This window comes from Chryseobacterium vrystaatense (assembly GCF_000737765.1).
GTDB lineage: Bacteria > Bacteroidota > Bacteroidia > Flavobacteriales > Weeksellaceae > Chryseobacterium > Chryseobacterium vrystaatense.
Map to the genome: position 1 here is coordinate 418,266 of NZ_JPRI01000003.1, position 22,729 is coordinate 440,994.

Here is a 22,729-nt window from a genome sequence, read left to right on the forward strand (position 1 = left end):
ATTATAGCTAAATTTGTGTTTTATTATTTCTTTGTGTAGAGCAAACTGAGTTTTGCTCAATGCTAAAGTTTACCTTTTTACTAAAATTAATGATATACAATCAGCAGGAGTTTGAGATCAGAATGGAGTGGGGCCTGAAAGGTGCAGAGATGCTTGCACCGGTTTCAGATGTGATGATTATAGTGGATGTTCTTTCCTTTTCTACCTGTGTTGACATTGCGACACAAAGGGAGCGGTGATCTATCCTTACCGTTGGAAGGATGAATCAGCAATAGACTGTAGGTGCAGAGTTGGCTGATTTTAAAAGAAAATTTACAGACGGCTTTTCTCTTTCTCCTACCTCTCTGTGTACAATTCAGTCCGGGACAAAATTAGTATTGTCTTCTCCCAATGGCGCAACACTTAGTTTGTCGACAGGAAACATACCTACTTTATGCGGAAGTTTGAGAAATGCAAAAGCAGTAGCAGCCTGTGCAAAAACTTTTGGGAAGAGAATTTCGATCATTGCTGCCGGAGAGCAGTGGCCGGATAAGTCATTGAGGGTTTCCTTTGAGGATGCCGTAGGTGCAGGTGCTGTTATTTCTTATGTAGAGGGAAAATTATCTCCCGAAAGCAAAGCCAGTTTAGCTGTTTTTGAAAGTTCCAAAGAATCCTTATTGTCGGATATTAAAAAATGCAGTTCGGGCAAGGAGCTGATTGATAGAGGATTTGAAAAAGATATCATATTGGCCTGTGACTTTAATGCAAGTGAGAATGTTCCTGTGCTGGAAGGTGGTTGTTTTTATAAAAGGTTCTTAGATAAAACCGCCATCAGTTGAAATCCTATAGCCCAGTAAACTCAAAAGATAATAGCAATTGGGTGTAAGCTCCCGTGCCTACACCTGAATGATATGAAATCTGCTCTTGAATTTAAAATATCGAAAGCTAAACCGGTATTGAATTGTCTGCAGCAAGCCTTTTGATGGTAGCCCATTGTTTTAGGGTAGTACGTGCTTCCGCAGCAGGGTAGCCAAGATAAGTCTTTCCTGCAGGTACATCACCCACAACACCGGATCCTGCACCAATAGTAGCGCCATTACCGATAGTAGTGTGGTCTTTAATAGAGGCACTTCCGCCAATGATAACACCATTACCCAGTGTAACACTGCCTGCAAGACCGCTATTACCAGCCATAATACAAAATTTACCCAATACGCTGTTATGGCCTATTTGCACAAGGTTATCAATCTTACAGCCATCACCAATAATCGTAGAACTGAATTTACCACGGTCTACACAGGCTCCAGCACCAATTTCTACCCAGTCGCCAATAACTACATTACCGATTTGCGGAATTTTTGCCAGTCCTCTTTCAGGGCAAGGCCTAAATCCAAAACCATCAGCGCCGATCGTTGCGTTGGGGTGCAATATGGTATGTTTACCAATGTGGCAGTTTTCTCTGATCACAACACCGCTCCATACCGTACTGTTTTTACCTATGGTACTGGCGTCTAAAACGGTAGCATTAGGGTAAATGGTAACATTGTCGCCCAGTTCTGCTTTAGGACCTATGTAACAGCCTGCACCAATGCGGACACCTGCACCAATAATAGCGGTAGGGTGTACCCATGCAGTAGGGTGAATGTCTGTATCAAATTGGGGGTGATGGGGTGCAAACAATTCCAGTATCTGAGACATGGCAAGGTCTGCATTATTAACTTTTATAAATGCTCTGTTTTCACCGGGTTGAATAGAGATATCATGATTAACAACAGCCACTGAAGCTTTGCTGTCTGCCCAAAATTTCTCGTATTTTTTATTGCCTATAAAAGTAATTTGGTGATTGCCGGCAAGTTCTATTTGTTCCGGTGAGGAAACAGAATGAGATGTGCTGCCTACTATATAACCCTTTAATAAAGTGTTGATTTCTATTACTGAAAATAATTTCATAAGTACTTATTTTTTTATGATCCGTTCAGTAACCAAGTGTTTATGTAGGGGAATTACCGTAAACTAACCAGGAAAGTGATGAGATTTAATTGTTGGTCTGTAAGAGCAGTACTCTAACAGAACGCAAAAAAAAGAAAAATATTTTAATAACTAGGTATTTTAATTATTAAATTTTCAAACTACCTGGTTCTTGGTATGTTTTTTTTTTGATGTTACTTGTTTTTTAACAAAATATTAGCAATTTTTTTACTTTATAAATGGGATTGTTAACAACACAGGTTAAAAAGATGGTCTCCCTATTTTCAAACAAATTAAAATTATTAAAGCCGGTTATTAAACATTTTGATCAAAAGTAACTTATCAATGTGTAGGGTAGTAAGATTTCAAAATCTTTTTTGCTTTTTCCCCAAATTCAGTGATAGAAAAGAGCTGCGTGGTTCTGTCCCTGTTTTTGGTGAGAGAGCAAAGGGCAATTTTATATCCTTCTATGCATTCCAACATTTCAAAATAAGCCTGAACAGGTTTTTCATTTTTTTCTATACCGATAATTCCATTATCCATTGATATTTTTAACGTATTTAAACCTTCCGATAAGCCTTTTCCTGTAGCTTTCACATAGCTTTCTTTTAGGGTCCACAATTCAAAAAAATGGGCATTCCTTTCGCTTTCATGAAGCCGCATGAGCTTTTGGTTTTCTTCATCCGTAAATGCCAATGAAGAGAAATCGGTTTTTACATCCGTTATTTTTTCAATATCAATTCCTACTAAATCTTTTGACACCACGCCAATCACCCAATCGCCGGAATGCGAAATGTTAAAGTGAAAATCTGGGTTTAGTGGAAGATAGGGTTTGCCGAATTCCTGATAGTCGTAGCTTATTTCATTATTGCTAAAACCATGATGTTTACACAGAATGAAACGTATCATTAAATCGCCATATAATGACCGTGTTGCATCGATTGGTTTCCGGAACCGCTGAATCCTTTCCTGTTTTTCAGCAGAAACATACTGAATCATTTCCTGAAATAAGGTTTTCTCTAAAATCTGATCAATATGTATGCAGTATATATTCATTTTAAGACCAAATTAAAGAATTCCAGTTGTTTTTTTTAGCAAATGCCATCAACCTTTTGTCAGGATTAATGGCCACAGGGTATTTCACCGAACAAAGCATTTCGATATCATCAGCCGAATCTCCGAAAGAAGCACAATGCTCCAGATTGAGTTGATTTTTATGGGCATGTTCACGGATCAGTATAGCCTTCTGTTTTCCGGAAACAACATTGCCTGCAACCTCCCCTGTATAGATGCCGTCTTTTATTTCCAGACGTGATGAAATCAGTTCCGCACCTAATTCCTCAGCTAAAGGCTGTAAAAAAAAATCTAAAGATCCCGAAACTAAAATAGTCTGAACCCCTTGCTTGTTTAATGAAGTGATCATTTCAATCGCATTTGGAAAGAGTTTTCGTTTGTATTTTTCCTGATAGCATTCGGTTCGTAATATGCTCATTTTCTCAACAGAAATGCCCTTGTACTGTCGGTAGATAGAAGCCGTTGACAGTTCACGGCTGATTTTATCAAGAATCGTCCAGTACATAAAGCGGACAGGAAGAACTGTCTTCCAAAGAATGTACTTAAGTGGGGACAGTATCCGTTTTTTAATATACAGTAACGGCTCAACAATGTTACTTTTGGTTAATGTTCCGTCTACATCAAAATAGGCAGCATGTAAGTTTTTTGGTAAATTCATCATATTTTACATTGTTTTAATGGTACTTTTAGATATTAGTGTTCATCTGAAATGATTTAAGTAACTCTATCAAATCAAATCAAATCAAAAACTATATAAAGCCCCATTCATTACTATTACAATAATGATGGGGCAGGACATACTCTGTAAGTTGCCACTCAGAATTTTGTCTTAATTTTTTATAAGGTTAGAGAATTATTGATCTGAAATTTTGCCTAAATGGACTGCCAGATCAGGAGCATATTCTTCTCCTACACAGCCCAAATGATCTCCCTCAATAACTGTGATGTGCAGCTTTCCAATACTTATCTCGGACCATAATTCAACGATGTCATCATTGATTCCGGTAGCTGTTGTCGTACGTTGATCCTTTGCTTTGAAATAACGGATATCTCCAAAATAAGGCGGTGAAACAAATCTGGACGCTTTAAAGTTTTGTGCAAAAGTGCTGTACGTACGCTCAAGCATTTCTTTTGGCATTTCACGGCCTGATAAGTTTTTCATAGCATTGAGATAAGCATCAAATCTATCTGATTGGCTGACTGCTTTCATGTGGTTGAAAACAGAACTCGCCTGAATCAATTCTTTGCTTCCCTGCATCGTAAAAATCGATTCTTCTGGAAGTTCATTCCTGTTTTCCTGTAGCGTACGGGTTACCCATTCCATGAATATATTTCCATTCATTTCACCAAATCCGGCATCAGCAGGAGTAATTCCAAGATTCGGCAGGAAGCGGAACTCAATAAATAAATCATCATATACCTTAAATGGAACACGGATCGCATCGATAATGCACAGATCGATCACCTCAATTCCTTTTTCGCTCAATCTTCTGGCCATTTCTACAGCAATCATACTTCCAATGGAATAACCGATGAGTTGTATTTTTTTTGCACCATTTTCAATAATAGAAGTACAGTAATCATCGGCAATACGTTCGACCAGTTCATCACTTTCTATCGAGCAATAGGCGTCAAAATCTCCGACGGAAATTCCGTACACGGCCCCTGATTGCTGGTTGACCATTTCACGGATTAAATGCTTATATCTTTCCAATGTACCACCCCCTGCATGCAGAATGATGCGGTGTATTCCTGATGGGTCACCGCCAAAATGAGTAAGTGTTCCGATACGGGTTGCTTTTTTGGATTCTTCATTTTTTTTCTGAGTACCTGCGTTGTGCTCATGGTCCCTAAAAAAGTCAGCTAAATCAGCAATAGTAGGGGAGGTCAGAATTTGTCTCAGAATAAGGTCAAAAGTGAGATTGCTGCTTCCCTTACCTGTAAAAATATCACGTAATTTTCCCGCCATTTGGGCTGATATCAGTGAGTCTGCCCCAAAGTCGTTGAGGTTCTGGTGCTTTCCAATGTTGTCTGTACCAAGCGAACTACACCATAAATCATGGATGGTTTTCTCAAGCTCATCCTTAAAATCCTGATTTCCGGCAGCGTTTTTCTCGGTTTCAAAGACACAAAGGTCCTCCAGTTTTTTCACATCCACTTTACCGTTCACTGTTACAGGGATCTTATCAACCAACTGGATATGAGAAGGTACCATATAGGAAGGTACTTTTTTACCTAAAAATTGCAGCAATTCAGAAGTAAAATAACCCTCAGATTGATCTGTTGCGGGAACAATAAAGCCAAATAAGGTTTTGATTTTACTGTTTTCTGTATTGGTTTTTGCAATGACCACGGCGTTGGATACTTCAGGATGGTCTGTTAAGGCTGATTCAATTTCACCTAATTCAATACGGTGCCCTCTTATTTTTACCTGCTTATCTCTTCTTCCTAAAAATTCAATTTCACCTCCTGGAGTATATCTGCCTAAGTCTCCTGTTTTATACATTCTTTCAGCATCTGCAGGATGCGGGAAAAAGCGTTCGTTGGTAAGATCTGGATCATTGAAGTATTCCAGTGCCAGTCCGGAACCTGTGATGAAAAGGTCTCCTGATTTCCATTCCGGACAATCTCTCATCTGCTCGTCCAGAATACGGAAACCCTGATTGGAAAGCGGTCTTCCATAGGGTATGCTGTTCCAGTCAGGTTGTAAGCCTTTGTAAATGTGAAAATTAGACCATATAGATGCTTCGGTAGCTCCACCAAGACTGATGAGCTGTACGGAAGGAACCATCTGTTTTAATGTGTCAGGAAGATTTAACGGAATCCAGTCTCCCGACAATAGAGCCAATCTGAAATGGCTGAGAGATGTGCTGACCTCTTGCTTTTCTGTTTCCAGAAAATTGACAAACATCTGCATTAGAGCAGGAGCGGTGTTCCATACCGTTATCTTTTGGTTTTGCATGAGCTCCAACCAATGCGATGGATCACGCTGACGATCCGGTTGAGGGTAGATGATGGTGCCGCCAAGTCCCAGTATTCCGAAAATATCGTATACAGATAAATCAAAACCAAGTTGTGATAACGCAAGGACACTGTGTTTTTCATCAATGTTGAAACGTCTGTTGATATCTTCAATCGTATTCATAGCTCCTAAATGAGAGATGACCACTCCTTTAGGTTCACCTGTAGATCCTGAAGTGTAAATCACATAAGCCGGAGCACTGGGGTTCTGTTTTGTCTTTGATGAAATATCTTCAAGATCAGTTTCTGTATGATTCTGCAAAGTATCTACAGCGATAATATGCACATCATCTTCAGCTCCATATCCCTGTTGACTGATTTCATCGGACGTAAGCACATAACGGATTCCGGCATTTTTGATAATCTTTGTCCGTCTTTCAGCAGGTTGGTTCAGGTCTATGGGTACATAAACGCCACCTAATGCAAGTGCCGCTAACACAGAAGTAACCTGATGATGTGATTTTGGAAGGGTGATGGCTACTTTATCCTGTTCACGGCAGCCCAGTTGTTTCAATTGCAGAGCGATGGCAGCTGCTTTTTGTTCAATGTCTTTATAAGTGAATGAACCGTATTGGTCAACAACAGCTGTTTTTTCGGGTAAAGTTTTGAAATGAATCATAACAGGTTCATGAAGTAACGCTTCTGGTAATGTTGCGAATTCATGGTTCAGCTGATTTCTTTCCAGCTGTTGTCGGTCGGATAATGAGACCAATTCTTTTTTACTCCAGAATTCGGGGGTCTCTGCAAGCTGATTGAGAAGCATTTCAAACGTTGAAAACATATCGTCAATCATGTTTTCGGGGAAAATACCATCACGCGTATCCCAATTAACCGATAGTCCCTGTGCAGTATCTACAACCTGGCAGTCAATAAATACCTGGGGAGTCTGGCTGATGTTGTAATCTCCGATCTTTCCTTTTAATCCGGTATCGTCACCGGTATCCAGCAGTCCGATAGCGCTGGTTAATACCACCGGTAAGATGACCCTTCCGTTCTGCTGCTTTTTGGTCATTTCGCGAAGTACCTCAACTCCCGTAAATAAAGTATGATCCAGATCGTCAAACAGCTGGATATTCATATCTTTTGCCATTTCACTGAATGCCTTTTGTTCCCTGCAATCCACTTCAAGCAAACTTACAGAAGTAAAATCACCCACAATCTGATGCACTTCCGGATGAAGAGGCATACGGTTCAGTACGGTAAGATTGAGGCAAAAATGAGCAGTCTCACTCCAGCGTTCCAATACGGAAGCATATACTGCCGCTACCGCTGAAGTAGGCGTAATGCCGTATGAATTGGCGGTGGTTTTAAAGTTTTCCCATTTCTGTTTCCCGATAAGAGTACTGTTTCGGGTAAAGTGATTGGATGAAGTGTTTTCACGACGGGAAGTCGGTAGATTAGGCCCCACTGGCAATGTTTCTACACGGTTGAGCCAATAATTCCGGTCTCTGGCGTAGGCTGCTGTTTCACGGACACCTCTTTCCGCGATAGCATAATCCCTGAAACTCAGGCTTAATGGTGAAAGCTGCGTTTCGGGATTAAAATATAGTTTTTCAAATTCTGCCATCAGCATCCACATGCTGATCCAGTCTGCAATGAGGAATTCCATCGAAAAATGCAGGACAGATTCTTTTTTATCCGACTGCGTTGTCGTTACGGCAATATCGAATAACGGCCACTGTTCCGTATTATATACACGGTGGCTCATCTTTTCGCGTACATTCGTAAGGCTATTAGTCTGTTCCGGAATCGCTAACATGGAAACATCCTGATAACTTACCTTAAAACGGGGCGTTTCTTTCTGAATAGTCTGAAACCCCTGATTGCTCACCGTAGCTCGTAGCATTTCGTGTCTTTGAACCAAGGTGTTCCAGGTGTTTTCAACAAGCCCGTGGTCCAAAGGGTTATATTTTAATTCCATATAAAGATGGCAGGCTACACCACCATATCTGAAGCCCGGATTTCTTCCCAGAAGGTAGGCCGACTGTACGTCGGTAAGAGGAAACGGTTTATAACGGTTTGGCAGGTCATCATTTATGGTAATGGCTTTCTTCTCTGCTTCCAGATAGTCAAGGATTTGAGTCTTATTTTCCTTGAGCAGTTCAATATCATGGGTTTCGATTACTCCTTTCGGAGCTTTAAATTTTAATTTTCCATCTTCTGTCCAAAGCTGAATTTTCTTTTTTCGCATGCTGTTCATCAGCTCCTGAACATCAACCGATTCTATATATGTCGTCATATAAAAATACTAGGGTTATTACTATTATTTGATTTTCAACCGGATTAGTTTACACTTACTTCTTCCGGCTCGGCTGGAATTTTTCCGGCAAGTTCCATCAGTGTACTTGCTTCTATCTGCTCATATGATGCATCAGGTTTTAATGTCGGAGATCCTAAAGCGTGGGTCAGATCATGCCATAAACGGGTACATAATAATTCCAGATGAGCTCGCTGTTCCGGTTTTTTTTCGCCTCTGATGAAACTTTTCATCATTTGCAGGTCTTTTCCAATGGCTCTTGGCCACTGTTTCTGAAGGATTTCCTGATAAGTTGGGGGGAATTCAGGCCCCAAAATCAGGGTACTTTTCTCATTCAGATGATTCTCGGAAGAAACATTTTTCAACAATTCATTATGTGGAATGTGGAGTTGGGTTTTCCATACCACCGGGCCGTGCGTATCTGTCAGAGACAAGGTGCCTCCAGAAGAACCGATCGAAATGGTGTGTAATAAATGCTGATGGTTATCAGGGTCATTAGGATTCACTTCATTATGGGCACGAAGGGTAAGAGGCATTCCTCCCCATTCACCTACAAGAATTTGAAAAGGGCCTGAATCTTTTACAACATGATGGATGTTCAGCGGTCTCGGGTTGGGAAGAAGATCAATCATCATCTGCACCATCGGAAACGATACCTGAGTAGCCAATGCTATATCAAGATAGACTGCTTTTTTTGTTTCAAAAAGATGCTTTGCTACTTCAGCAAACCTTTTAAAGGCGGGTACATGGACGTATAAGTTCCCTGTAATGAAATGTACATTATTCGATTTTGCTGTCCGTAGACAGGTTGCCAGGTCGTTGTGGTGAATAGGGTGCTCCTGTATCACATGGATTCCCTTTTCCATACAGTAAAGGGCAAATTCGGTTCCCTTACCACCCATTACTCCTGAACGAAGAATGATGCAGGCCAGATCAACTTCATTAGGGTCAATTTCACTGATGTCATTTAAAAGAGGTATATTGTAAGCCTCAGCACATTTTTTTGACCTTTCGCTGCCACCTGCTATCAGAGCTGTGATTTCAAATTCATCAGATAGTCTGCTGAGTGCCTCCAGATAAAACTGCCCGAAAGTAGATCCAAAAATAACCGTTTTTATTTTTCCTGATGTATAGTTTTCTTTGTTATTGTTCATGTTTTTAATCTTTATAATGTCCCTTCCTCTTCAAATGAAAGTTCTTCGATAGAATGGTCAATGATTTGAATACTGTGTGTGGAATCTGTTTTTTCAAGGTGATCCATGACGTAACCGACATCCTCAATGGAAGCGGTGTGATGGAGCCCGGGTTTTACTTTACCTTCCAGAACAGCCTTTACAATAATCGCTGCTATTTTTCCACAGAAAGGAATGATTTGTCCGATTTCGTAAACGGCAGTTTTTACCTTTTCTTCCCCCTCTGATTCCCCGGTCAGCTGAACCATGATGATGAAATAAGGACTTCTCCCAAGGGTATCCATTTCTACCGCAAAGCATAGTTTTTCAATCATGGCTTTGGGATTCGTTTTGTATTCAAAGCTGGCACTGTCGAGTGCTGCAATTGATTTTTCTCCCTCCACGGCAGCATACCATTCTCCGTTGTCGAGTTCAAGTCTTTGAGCTACCAGATGGGTTTCATCGTCAAAGAGGGGAAATAAGGTAATCTCTCCCGGGAAAAAGGGAAGTGTAATCCCGCTTTTTCGTGGCAATACATTGGGGACGATTCCATTTCTCCAGGCAGCACGCGGTGCATGATTTGGATGCAGTGCCCCTTCCAGATAATCTTCTGCCCCGGCAGTTGAAATTTGCCCGGAAGTACCGTAATAACTAAGCAATGAATGAACTTTATGAAACTGCCTGCCCAACCATATGGGGAAAAGTCCGGAAAACCCTGGTGTTGCTCCCGCCGCAAATACGATTGTATGGTCTCCGGTATCAAGCGGATCACTTTCATAATTGTTGTCTATTCCCGCATCCACCATATTGACATGATGCTGTAAACATATTTTGGCAATGCGTCTTGAATAGCGATGCGATGGTGCAGCACAATTCAGGATCAAATCACATCCGGCAATAAAACCGGCAAGACTTTCGTCATCTTCTACATCTACTTTTTCCCAGATGGCTCCAGGTAATAAATCAGACTGTTTTGCCTTTCCTTTCTCTGGATTTCTCCCTCCGATTTTCAGTGGACCAATACCGTATTGCTGCAGGGTAAGGCAGGCATGATGGCCTACTTCTCCGTAACCTCCTATTATTCCTATCATATTAAATTTCTCCTATTTCCATGGTTTCTAATTCCTGCTGCCATTTCAGGTGTTCTGTTTCTACCTTAGCGGCAACATCCTTTAACGTAGCTCCAAATAGCTCTCTCAATGACAAATTCACTTCAAACTGTTTCTTTACTTCTGAGAGAAAGCGGGTTGCTGACAGGCTGTCACCTCCAATTTCAAAGAAAACATCATTTCTTCCTACTGCTTCCAATGCCAGCAGTTCTTTCCAGATGGCTGCGATGCCTTCCTCCGTTTTGCCGGTTGGATTTTCAAAATCATCGGTACCTTTCCGGACATCTTCTTCTACCATAGTTTTTACAAGTTCTGCAAACGACTTTCGGTCTACTTTTCCATTGGCACTCAAAGGCATCCAGGGAAGGATAGTCAGTTTTTCAGGCATCATATGGGGTGGTAACAGTGTCTGAATGTGAGAAAGGATTTGAGTTTCCTTTAATTGATGACGCTCTTTGGGGCAGCTGGTGTCATACAAAATGGACGAGGAATCCTGGATATCTTTTGTCTGTACCTTTGAAAAACCAATTTTAAGAAAATAATTTTTCCATGATTCTTTATTTAACATAGGGCTAAAAGTTTCTCTGCGCTGAAGATCGAAGTGTTGGAATCCACGATCAATAACCCCCGAACTTACCAATGCTATGGGCATCAACTGTTCAGCTTCAATAGCTAAAAGCCTTCCTCCCTTATTTAATAGCAGACTGCTTATAAACAATCCCTGATCAGGGCTAGGAAAGCGGTGTAATGTGTTAATAGCAACTACAAAATCAAAATGATACCAGTAGTCTTCAGGGACCTGATTGTTTTTTAATTCAATGCCGTTTATCTGATAGCCAGCTTTTGACAGTCGCTCCGTAAAACTGCGAACCATCGCACGGCCTTCATCAATCACTGAGTATTCAATCTGGGTGACGTTAATTGCCCGAAGCATTTTTTCTGTTAAAACCCCCGTACGACCACCCAGGATGGCTACCTTGACTGGTGTTTCAGATGAAGTTGCGGTCTGACTGATCTTTTCGGCAACGGATTCAATTCCTTTCAGGATACCCTTATCGTGTGTGCTTAGTATTTCCGGAGATAAGAGATCATCATCCAGTAAAGAAACAGAGGGAATAGCATTGGACAGAATCTGACGAAGCATTTGTTTACGTTCATGCAGTTTCTCTCTGAATGTGTTCAGGAAAGGATCATCATTCTCAATAGGATTAAACTCAGCAGAAAAAAGGAGCTGGCCATCTCTTTCCGTTAAAATATTTTCTTCATGAAGCCAATTTAACCACATGTCTAATATGGCAGTGTGCTCAGGGCCAATGCCTGTTTCTGCAATTAATTGTGTTTGTAATTGTTTTATTTGAATCGGTAATGGATGTTTTAAAGAAGCATTTTTGGATTTATTGTAAGCACATTTTATGGTATGTTCTGATAAATCTAGTAATTCATACAGGAAAGTAGCTACCATCTGTTTTTGAATTTCGTATTCCTCTTTGAAAACTGATGAATTGGGAGTTGTCAACAGGTCATCAATGCGATCAGCTGACAGAATTTTTTCTGCCACTACGCCTGCCACCAAATGGGCAGAGTGATTGATAGATAGTACTGTTGCTGTAGCCTGGGCTACTCCGGGAAACGTTTTCAGTGCAGACTCTATTTCTCCGAGCTCAATTCTGAATCCATTCACTTTTACCTGATGATCGATGCGTCCTAAAAACTCCAGATTGCCATCCTGCCCGTAACGTCCAAGATCACCTGTGCGGTACCATCTTTCTCCATTAGCGGTAACGAAACGGCTATTGGTAAGTTCCTCGTTGTTCGTGTAACCTGAAGCGACTCCTTGTCCGCCAATCCATAATTCACCGGTAATTCCATCAGGACAATCCATACCCAGATGATTCACCACTCTGTATTTTTGGTTGGCAAGAGGTTTTCCGTAAGGAATTGATTTCCAGTTTTGGCTGACTTCATTGACAGGAAAGAAATTAGACCAGATCGATGCTTCCGTTGCTCCTCCGAGGGCGATAAGCTGACAGTTCTCAGCTCTTTCTTTCATCCTGTCTTTCAAATCCAATCCTACCCAATCCCCCGATACTAAAACCAAACGAAGGCTGGACAGATCATTTTCTTCCGAGGAACTGAGAAGCAGCATGTCAAATAGGGCAGGAACTGAATTCCAAACAGTCACTTTATATTTTTCTACCAATCGAAGCCATAACGAAGCCTCTTTTCGTTCTTCCTCTTGAATAAGTACCAACGATCCGCCTACCGCCAGCAATCCGAAAATATCATAAACTGACAGGTCAAAATCCAGGGCAGATATAGCTAAGGCACAATCTGAAGAGTTTACCTCAAACTTTGTATTGATATCCTGAATCGTATTCCAGGCAGCGGAATGGGTGATTTCCACTCCTTTGGGTTCCCCCGTAGATCCTGAAGTGAAAATGATATAGGCTAATTGATCTACATTCACCTGTATAGGTGCATCTAAAGCTTGTACCTGAGATATTTTATCCAGATTAATAATGGTAATATGCAGTTCCTCTGCTAAAACTTTAAGGTGAGGAAAATCAGAAAGAGTTGAAGAATCGGTAACTATAAATTGTACTCCGGCTTTTTTTAATATTTTCTCCTGACGGCCTGACGGTTGTTCCACTCCTATTGGAATATAAAGCGATCCGCTTCCTAAAATTCCCATGACGGCAATAATTTGCGATGAACCTTTAGGTAGTACAACAGCCGCACGGGTATTCTTTTTCGAACCTTTGTTTACCAAAGCGCCTGATAGCTTTAACGCCTTGTTGGCCAGTTCTCCGTAACTCATTTGGCCAGGTTGATCTTTGTCCCAATAAAGAGCTGCGTTATGAGGATGTTGTAAGGCATACTGGAAAAAGGCCTGATGAATCAATTGTGGCTTAATTTCTGCTGAGGTCTGATTGACTTCATTTCTGACTATTCTTTCCTGCTCGCTTAAAAGATCCGGTAAAGGGTGTCTCCAGTCATTTTGCGATGACCAGTTCAGCAAATGGGTTTGTGTTTCAGCCAACGATTTTATCCTTTCTTCACTTAAAAAATCAGGATTAATATACCAGTTGATTTGCACATCTTCAGCAACTGTGATCGTGATAAGAACAGAAGGTGTGACCGTTGGAATTTTAAAATCAGATGAGCCGTTGTGAACAATCACTGCAAATTTACTGGTCAACGATTCTGTTGCTTTGTTACTGTCGGAAGCCCCAGAATGATGCAGCTCATTGTAGTGTGTCAGAAAGCTGTGATTCGATCCTATATTTTCAGTAACTGAACCTAGCGGGATGGATGCAAAATCATTTTTGCTGATGATATTTATGTATTCGCCTCCTTCCTGATCCGGCAGATCAAGCCAGGTTTTTAATGAAAGTACGGCAGAAATAACCAATACACTTTCCGGCTGCAGGTTTTGTTCGGTCGAATGATCCCGAAGATTGTTCCAGGTTTCCGGGGAGATATGGATTTTTTCCATATACCACGTACCATCATGGATGATCTGGGATGTTGTTTTATAATGAATTGAATCTGTTGTCATTAGTCATGAATTAAGATAGTGATTTTCTTGTTTGGGCAATGGTGTCTATCAGAGAATTCAGGTAGGTGGTACCCAGAGCCTGAATAAAAAAGTGATGGCCTTCAAATTCCTTCACCTGAAATTTTTCAACAGTCACATCCTTCCAGTATTCCATGATCTCTTTATTGGCATCATCATGTGTAGCACAATGCGCTTCAATAGGAATTTGAAGCTTTTGTCCTGTATACTTTAAAGATTCATGCGTACGTAAATCTCCGCGTAATTGGGAAAGTGTCCACTGTAACATTTCCGGATGGTTTAATATAGCTTGCGGAGTGCCACCCATCTTTTTTATTTCCTCAATAATTTCTTCATCAGTACTGGTACTGCTCATAGGATTTGGATCCTTCATATGAGGAGCGTGGCGCCCGGCTACAATGAGTTTTTCAGGGAATTGAAATCCTCTTTCCTGAAGGGTATGAGCTGCCTGAAAAGCTACTGCTGCACCAAAACTATGTCCGTAAATAATGTAAGGTGAGCGTACAACCTTTGGAAATACGGATAAAAACCCCTCTACCAGTTCGTCGATGGAGGCTGCAGCGGGAGAAGTGATATGGTTGCCACGTCCTGGAATTTCAACCGGAATGAAATCTATGTCACCGGTATTTTTTGCAGCATCGCACCAGGTTCTGTACAAACTGGCGCCACTACCGGCTGAAGGAAAACAAAATACCTGAATACGCTCTTCTGCATGACTGAATGAGGTTCTGTTTTCATTTTCCTCACGTATTTTTCTATGGTTAAAAGGAAACCATTTTTGTAGAATGTTCATATAGTTTTAATTTGTATAGTTTTAATTTGTTTTTTGTAAATCTACACTGAGTTTGAATTCCCAGTTTTCTGCCTCTACAATTTGATGGACCCATGATTCATAAAGAACCATTATTGTTTCAAGATGCTGCAGATCGAAAGCTTCTTCCACGACATCCCAGTTAATCAGGTATTCATCTCCTCTGCGGTAGATCTGATGGTCTATGACTACCTGTGGAGTCTGGCTTACTGCATACACTTCTTTGACTCCTTCCGGAAAGAAGTTATTTTCCGTATCTGCAGATTCACTGCTTAAGAGACTTGTAAATACGACGGGCATGACTGCTTTTCCCGGATTGTTTTTGTTTAAAGCACGTAGTACTTCCAATCCGTTTTTAGCCCTGTGTTCCACAGCCTGCCATATTTGTTCCTGAATAGCAACCGCTTCCTGTAAGATGGTTGCTCCGTTTTCAGGGAAATAGGAGATTAAAGCAACATTGGTAAAGTCACCCATTACCTCATTAACATCAGGATGAAGTCCTAGACGGTTGAAAAGGGTCATGTTTAAGGTAAGTGCTTTTCCGCCACTCCAGTGAGAAAGTAATTTTGAAAAAATCGCAGCAAATACTGCTGTAACACTCAGGTTGTACTGTCCGGCTTTTTTAGTCAGCAGTTCAATCGCTTGGTCTGATACAGCGAAATTGTACCGTTTGAACCGTGGGCTTTCAATTTCAGAAAGGGATTTTATGAAGGGTAATGCAGGTCCGGAAGGGATGTCTTTTAGTTTGGATTCCCAGTAATTTTCTGCCTTTTGTATAAATTGCTGATGCTCCAGATGCCAGGCTTTTTCATCTTCAATGTATTGCTTAATGGTATATCCAGGTTTTTTTATCTCCTGCCCCTGATAAGCTTTAATGATTTCCCGCATCAGAAGATCGGCGCTCCAGGCATCCAGTAAAAGTAAATCGACACTCAGGTGTAAAATGGTGTCTGCAGTATTGGCCTTGCTCACTTCAAAATGGAACATAGGCCACTGACCAAGAGGATATTTATGATGGGATCGTTCTGATCTGATACCTTCAGGCAATTCATTGGATATTTTAATGTGATAATAAGGCTGGTGTGGCAAAACGGCCTGAGTTCCGTCTTCATAAATGACTGTTCTCAATGCATCATGCAATCCGATAACTTGATTGACTACTTTTTCTAATTTTTCTACATCAAGTTCTGGCCATTTCAGCTCACTGTAATAGTGTGATCCTACATTTCCCAGTTCAAAAGTATTATCTCTGCCCATTAAAAAGGCAGCTTGTATCGGGGTCAGATCAAACCGCTCATAACGTTTCTGATGTATTTTACAGGTTTCAGATTGTAAATAAGCAATCAGAAAAGTTTTGTTTATTTTTAATCTTTCAAGCAGTTCCTGGGTAAGTGCCCCTTCCGGGGCTTTGAATTTGAGTTTATCTTCCTCCACCCAAAGTTTTACCTCTTTTTGTTCACATAATCTGACCAAAGATTGGAGGGTATCTGTATGTTTTTGCCATTCAAAAGATTCTCGCTGTGCCTGCATAGCTTCTTTTTCTGATGGGAAATCTATAGCACCGGCTATGAGTGTATTCAGGTAAAAGTGTTGTACAGAAAGTTTAAGATTAGCCCTGATCTGTTCGAAATCATAACCTCCTAACTGGCATGATCCTACATTATAATGGACGCCTTCTGCTTCCAGCAATTGCGAAATAAAACCGGCTTCCAACATACAAAATCGTAGAGATTCCTTATTGTAAACAGGATAAACAGCTTTCATATCTGCGACCAGATGTACTGCAAAAGCACCCTGATCCAGCCAGTCATGGTTAAAATTAAGCTGAGTGGGTGAAATTATATTTTCATTGGAAATCAATACCAGTTCCTGGCTGTATGGATCAAAATAGTAATAACCTTCTTTTACTTTTTCTACCTTATTGTTAAAAACGGTTACATAGATCTGTACAGGATATATTCCTCCTGAAGAAGCATAGTTGAAACGGATATTCTGATCCATAATCTGAGCGGAACAGAGATTTAAATAACCTTTAAATTCTTCAAATGAAACGGGTTTGTCGATAAAACTACGGTAGCTTTTTCTCCATTCACTGTATACATTTGGTGTTTTTATTTCAGCCAGTGAAATCCTGTTATTGGAACTGAGATCTTTACGTTTTGCGGTGCGGCTTTTTTTATAAGACTGTCTTTCTTCAAGCTTATCAATGAAGGTTAACCCATTCAGGTAATTCATTTGATCTGGTGTATAAAACAGAAACTGTGGTGGAATAGACCCAGTATTGATGTCATCAAATTCTTCGAACGTTATGTTTTTTTCTTCATAATAATCGATGAGCTCAGCTACTGAACCTAATCTTACCATATCACCTACGGTAGGACGATCCAGAAAGTTTGTTTCCAGTTGGTTGGCAAGACGTATGATGTCCATGGAAGATACTCCCAGTTCGCTGAATTGGTCCTGTTCACTCAAATCCGGCAGGTTAAATACTTCCCGAACAACTTTCAGGACAGGATGTATAGATCCATACTGGCTTTTAGCAGGCTTTGTTTCTTTTTTTGCATCAGATTTTTCCGATGAGGTGTGTTCATTTGCCTCCTGGATCAGTTGGTTTCGGTCAATTTTTCCATTACCTGTTACCGGATAATTGGCCATAGGAATAATCCTGTCAGGAATAAAGTAGGGTGGTAGGTAGTTTGCCAGCTGTTTCTTCAGTTCAGATTCTGAAAAATGATCTGCTTCCCCTTTTACATAAGCAATGAGTTTTTTGTTGGCAGCTTTTTCCCCAATAGGCAGGATAACAGGATCTAACCCAGGATTACATTGTTGAAATGCCATCTGAATCTCAGCAATTTCGATGCGGTATCCATTGATTTTGAGTTGATCATCCTTTCGTCCCAGGAATTCAATCATTCCATTTTCAATGTATTGTCCGTAATCCCCTGTATCGTACAATCTGATATTGAGTGTAGGGTGGATATAAAATGCTTTTTTAGTCAAATCTTCACGGCCCCAATATTCTAACGCAAGGCCTTTTCCGGCAATATGTAATTTCCCTTTTACAAATGTCGGGCATGGACGTCCGGATTCATCTAAAACATAAAACTCCTGGTTGGACAGGGGATATCCGTAAGGGATGGAGGTCCAGTCATCTTTAATTGCTTTAACTTCATAATAATTCGACCAGATCGATGCTTCTGTAGCTCCTCCCATACTTACCAGACTGGCTTTAGGCAAAAGTTTTTTCATACGGTCAAAAGTGGAAAGAGAGATCCAGTCTCCGGATAAAAAGACTTTCTCTAACGTGATGTCATTCTGTTCTGAAATACAATCCAGCAATATATTGAACAAGGCCGGAACAGAATTCCACAGGGTGATCTGATGTGTAGAAATAAGTGATTTCCATGCTATCGGATCGATTCGTTCTTCTTCTGTAGGGATGACAAGTTTTCCGCCTGCACCCAGTACTCCAAAGATATCGTATACAGATAAATCAAAGCTATAGGATGACAATCCCAATACAGCATCATTTTCGGTAACTCCAAAGCGTCTGTTCACATCTAAAATAGTGTTCACTGCTGCTTCGTGAGTAATGACAACCCCTTTAGGTTTTCCTGTTGAACCCGATGTAAAAATGATGTATGCAATATCTTCGGGAAGAATAGATGATTTTTCAAATTCAATCTTCTCCCAGGTAATATCAGAATGTTTAAGGTGAAGGAAATTTTCGGTTGATATTTCTTTTATTTCAAATTCCTGATCCGTGATCAAACCGTGTGCCTCAGCCTGCTTTATAATTTCAAGCGTTCGGGCTTCGGGATTGTTATGCGACATGGGAATATAGGATGCACCATATTGAACGATTCCGAGAATGACAGCAATGGATTCAAAAGATTTTTGCATTTGAATCACAATTCTGGCTCCTTTTTGAATGTTGCTGCGCTGTAGTAAAGCTGAAATATGATTGGCTTTTTCTGCTAACTGCTTAAAAGAGTAGCTTTCTTCTTTAAACACAATTGCTTCCCTATTGGGATCTTTTTTTGCGTATTCAATAATGTGCTCATGGAGCAAAAGTTCCGGATAAGTGTAGCAAGTTTGATTGACCAATCCCTGGATATCACGTTGATCATTCGGTCTAAGATCATCCAGTGTTGATTCCCAAAAAGAAATTTCCTGAACAGCATGTTCAATCAATTGGGTGTAAGTTTCAAACATTGCAGTGATTAATCCATCCGGGAATATGCTATTTAAAGCATCCCAGGCTACCACCGTATTTCCGTTTTTGGTCATTACCTGAGAATCCAGCCATACTTGCGGTGTTTGTGAAGACGAATAGCCGACTTTACCAAATACAGAAGCATCCCCTAAATCATTTTCGTCTCTGCTTAAGCCCAGAGCACTGGTAAATACAACAGGGTAAAAGAGGTCAACAGAAGGATTGATGCGGTTGAGTTCCCTTACCACTTCTATAGCAGAATAAGTTTTGTGTTCAAGGTCTTCCTGCATTTGCCACTGAAGAGCCAATGCATTTTCTTCTACACTCCGCTTTTCGCAGTTGATACTTAAAAGTGACAGATGGGTAAAATCACCAATCACTTTATCGATATCCGGGTGAACGGGATCCCGTTCAAAAACAGTCAGCATCAGTCCAAATTGCTGTCCCGATCCCCAGGCAGAGAGTACTTCTGAAAAAATACCCATCAAAGCTGCTGTAGGCGTTAATTTATTCTGTGCTGCGTGTTTACAGAATTTTTCCCACTGTTCTTTTTCAAAAGTTCTTTCAAAATGAGTAAATTCTTTTGATGTATGACCATACGCACTGATCTGTTTTTTTAACGGCAGCTGTGGAGGAGGAGATAAGCTGTCCATTCTATTCATCCAATACGCTTTGTCAGCTTCGTATCGGACCGATTTTTTCCTGAGTTCGATATACTGAAGGTAGTCACGGAACGAAGCTTTAATTTCCGGCAGATTTGCTCTGTATGAAGAATTTTCTGTTCGCAGCGAATATAAAAGCGATAAATCTCTCCAAAACAGACGAAGGCTCAATGCATCGCTGGCAATGAAATCCATCCCAAAGTGGATGCGCCATGCTCCCGTTGCCATTTCACTTACTCTAAGGTCAAACAGGGGTTGGTCCAGATGAATAATCTGACTTTCCATCTGTGCACGGATATCTGTAAGATGTTCCTGTAAATCCTGGGTTTCATTGATTCTGTAGACAGGAACGGAATAGTCCATTTCCGGAAGAATTTTTTGGAATCCGTTTTCATCGACTCTTACCCGAAGCATCTCGTGTCTCTTTATAAGATCATTCACGGCAAGCTGCAAAGCGTTTGTGTCCAGATCTTTGGTATTCATTTCAAAATAGCCGTAGCAGCTGATGCCGCCCCAGGGGATTTCTGAATTTCTGCCTACTACATAAGCATTCTGTATATCACCCAGTTTGAAACTTTCATATCGGGAAGCTTCGTTGTTGGTATACAAATTCAATGTAACATTTTCAGAAGATGTTAAATTGCCTTGTTCATTTATTTTTTCAAAAATAAATTCTGCCCAGCTTTGCAAAGTGGGTTCTCTCAAAAAGTCTGTGCTTGTGACTTCGATTCCCAATTCTTTTTTCCAGCGGCCCGTAAGGTCAGCCATGGTAATAGAGTCTAACCCGATCGTAAACAGGTTTTCATCATTTTCAAGTTCTTCCAGCTCTTCTTCATCGAGCTTTAATTCTTCCATCAGGTTCTTTTGAAGATATTCAAAAGCTTCTGACACACTTTTAAGTGTTACGATTGGAGATTCTTGTTCTATAGTTATCACAAAATAGTTTTAAATGTTATCTTATTGTACAAATACTGTTGCTGAGCATCAGGTTGTTTTCAACCCAAATACTTTTTCTCTGAACTGATAATTCGGAACATCAGTTTTCCGCAGGTTACACCCGCGGTAATAGGATTTCCAGTCTGTTTTTTTTCCTTTTATCCAGTCTGCAAAAACACTTTGCTCCAGGTCAGGATTCGTTTGAACCTCTGAAAAGGAAATCTCCTGCAGTCTTTTTTCTGTTTGGTTGATGGATTCAGGGAGATCATCGCTATTTCTCCACAGACCTTTAACAGGGATACCATCGGTTTCGTCCGCAAGGGCTGTTTCTAAAATGAAAAGGGCTTCCTGTCTGTTCGCTGCCCAGATCACCTGTTTTTCTTTGAAATCGGCTCTGGATATATTGTGGCTGTAGGATAAATCATTCATATTCAGGTTTTTGTTTTCATGTAAGAAATAGACAAAGGCACTCCATTGATCTCTCATGCAGGTCTGGCTTCGTGCACTGAAACGAAACGGCCACTTTCGCGTTGCAGATTCTGATTTTTCATCTGAATGTTTGGTGGAATTTTCATACTCTTCCAATACGATATGGGCATTGGTCCCGCTTAAGCCGAAGGAACTGATAGCCGCTATACGTGGTCTTTGTGATGAATTCCATTGTATGGTTTTCGTTGGAATTTCAATGCATGATTCTATCCAGTTGATATGAGCGGAAGGAGTCTTAAAATGAAGATTACCAGGAATTTTTTTATTTTCCAAAGCCAAAACGGTCTTAATAAATCCTGCTACTCCCGCAGCGGCTTCAAGGTGTCCCAGGTTTGATTTAACAGTACCTACATACACAGGGGGTTGTCTTTCTTTAGGAAGTAAATGGATGATGGAATTCATTTCAATAGGGTCGCCGATTTCGGTACCCGTACCGTGTGCTTCAATATAATCGGGGCCGTTTTCGCTGATACCGGCTTTTCTCCAGACTTCCTTTAAAAGTATTTCCTGTGATGGACCATGAGGAACGGTAGGACCGGAAGACAAGCCACCCTGATTGACTCCCGAAGCTTTGATGACTGCGTGGATATAATCACCATCTTTTAAGGCATCAGATAATTTTTTAAGAACTACGATACCACATCCTTCTCCACGAACTGTTCCATTGGCTTCTGCATCAAATGATTTACTGCGGCATTCCGGTGAAAGGATATTCAGGGAAGAAAACAAAGCGGTAGATTCCCGGGATAAGAGCAGATTTACTCCACCGGCAAGCGCCATGTTGCAGTCACCCATCCACAGACCTTTACAGGCTTGGTCAATACTTACCAGAGAGGATGAGCAGGCGGTATCAGTTGTAATTCCCGGCCCCTGAAAACCAAAGAAATAACTAGCTCTGCCTGACATGAATGAAAACCCGTTACCCGATACATCATAGGGTTCGAATTGCGCAGTAAGTTTTCTCTCTGTGGCGAGTTGCTGCATGTACTCCATGAGCATCACTCCTGCATAAACCCCTGTTTTAGTCCCCCGTAATGAATCAGGTGCATAACCTGCATTTTCCAAAGCTTCCCAACACACCTTCAGAAAGAGTCTTTGCTGAGGATCCGTACGTTCTGCCTCTCTTGGAGAGAACCGGAATAAACGATGGTCAAAACCTTCAACATCTTCTTCCAGATAACCGGCTTCTTTCAAAAAAGGACTTTCTTCCCATGCTCCGGCTAAAACATAATCTGCTCTCTTTTCCGGGATAGGACCTATAAGGTCTTTCTGTGTCCGCAAGGCTTTCCAGAATTTGGCAGGTGTGCTGGCTCCTTTGGGAAACCGGCAGGCCATACCTATAATCGCAATAGGTTCAAAATGAGAGTCTTGGTTCTGTTCTATTTTTCTTTTTAATCTTTTGATTTCTTCGAGGGCTTTTCGAAGAATATCTGAACGATCTGTTGTATTGTTTTCCAT

At 40.8% G+C, this 22,729-nt stretch carries 12 protein-coding genes; 2 read left to right on the top strand and 10 right to left on the bottom strand.

Features of this window, described 5'->3' with window-relative positions; translation table 11 throughout:
* Positions 1–59: 59 nt before the first annotated feature.
* Together IW16_RS26935 and IW16_RS11190 are read left to right on the top strand one after the other, a co-directional pair.
* Positions 60–239, top strand: coding sequence for a hypothetical protein (locus IW16_RS26935; protein WP_228376923.1), 180 nt, complete (start codon positions 60–62; stop codon positions 237–239).
* 51 nt (positions 240–290) lie between these two features.
* Positions 291–818: a 2-phosphosulfolactate phosphatase gene (locus IW16_RS11190; RefSeq protein ID WP_228376924.1), complete on the top strand. Its 528-nt coding sequence runs from the start codon at positions 291–293 to the stop codon at positions 816–818.
* Positions 819–924: 106 nt separating this feature from the next.
* Here IW16_RS11190 and lpxD read toward each other — a convergent pair whose 3' ends face one another.
* From lpxD to IW16_RS25685, 10 genes are all read right to left on the bottom strand, one after another.
* Entirely contained in the window at positions 925–1,929 is a 1,005-nt protein-coding gene (lpxD, locus tag IW16_RS11195; protein WP_034743839.1) for a UDP-3-O-(3-hydroxymyristoyl)glucosamine N-acyltransferase, read from the bottom strand.
* A 360-nt stretch (positions 1,930–2,289) separates the two neighbouring features.
* Complete coding sequence (locus IW16_RS11200) at positions 2,290–3,003, bottom strand: 4'-phosphopantetheinyl transferase family protein (protein ID WP_051890112.1); 714 nt, start codon at positions 3,001–3,003, stop codon at positions 2,290–2,292.
* Between the two features lies 1 nt (position 3,004).
* Positions 3,005–3,682 carry an HAD family hydrolase gene (locus IW16_RS11205; protein ID WP_034743842.1) on the bottom strand — a complete coding sequence of 226 codons (678 nt, stop codon included), beginning with the start codon at positions 3,680–3,682 and terminating at the stop codon, positions 3,005–3,007.
* Between the two features lie 192 nt (positions 3,683–3,874).
* Positions 3,875–8,281: a non-ribosomal peptide synthetase gene (locus IW16_RS11210; RefSeq protein ID WP_034743844.1), complete on the bottom strand. Its 4,407-nt coding sequence runs from the start codon at positions 8,279–8,281 to the stop codon at positions 3,875–3,877.
* A gap of 44 nt (positions 8,282–8,325) precedes the next feature.
* Positions 8,326–9,453 (bottom strand): Gfo/Idh/MocA family oxidoreductase, encoded by a 1,128-nt coding sequence (locus tag IW16_RS11215; protein WP_051890114.1) that lies wholly within the window; start codon positions 9,451–9,453, stop codon positions 8,326–8,328.
* An 11-nt stretch (positions 9,454–9,464) separates the two neighbouring features.
* On the bottom strand, positions 9,465–10,562 hold the full coding sequence (locus IW16_RS11220) for a saccharopine dehydrogenase NADP-binding domain-containing protein (protein WP_034743848.1): 1,098 nt from the start codon (positions 10,560–10,562) through the stop codon (positions 9,465–9,467).
* 1 nt (position 10,563) lies between these two features.
* Complete coding sequence (locus tag IW16_RS11225) at positions 10,564–14,139, bottom strand: amino acid adenylation domain-containing protein (protein ID WP_051890115.1); 3,576 nt, start codon at positions 14,137–14,139, stop codon at positions 10,564–10,566.
* Positions 14,140–14,149: 10 nt separating this feature from the next.
* Complete coding sequence (locus IW16_RS11230; protein WP_034743850.1) at positions 14,150–14,950, bottom strand: thioesterase II family protein; 801 nt, start codon at positions 14,948–14,950, stop codon at positions 14,150–14,152.
* Positions 14,951–14,971: 21 nt separating this feature from the next.
* On the bottom strand, positions 14,972–20,782 hold the full coding sequence (locus IW16_RS11235; RefSeq protein WP_051890117.1) for a non-ribosomal peptide synthetase: 5,811 nt from the start codon (positions 20,780–20,782) through the stop codon (positions 14,972–14,974).
* Positions 20,783–20,830: 48 nt separating this feature from the next.
* On the bottom strand, positions 20,831–22,729 hold the full coding sequence (locus IW16_RS25685) for a type I polyketide synthase (RefSeq protein WP_051890119.1): 1,899 nt from the start codon (positions 22,727–22,729) through the stop codon (positions 20,831–20,833).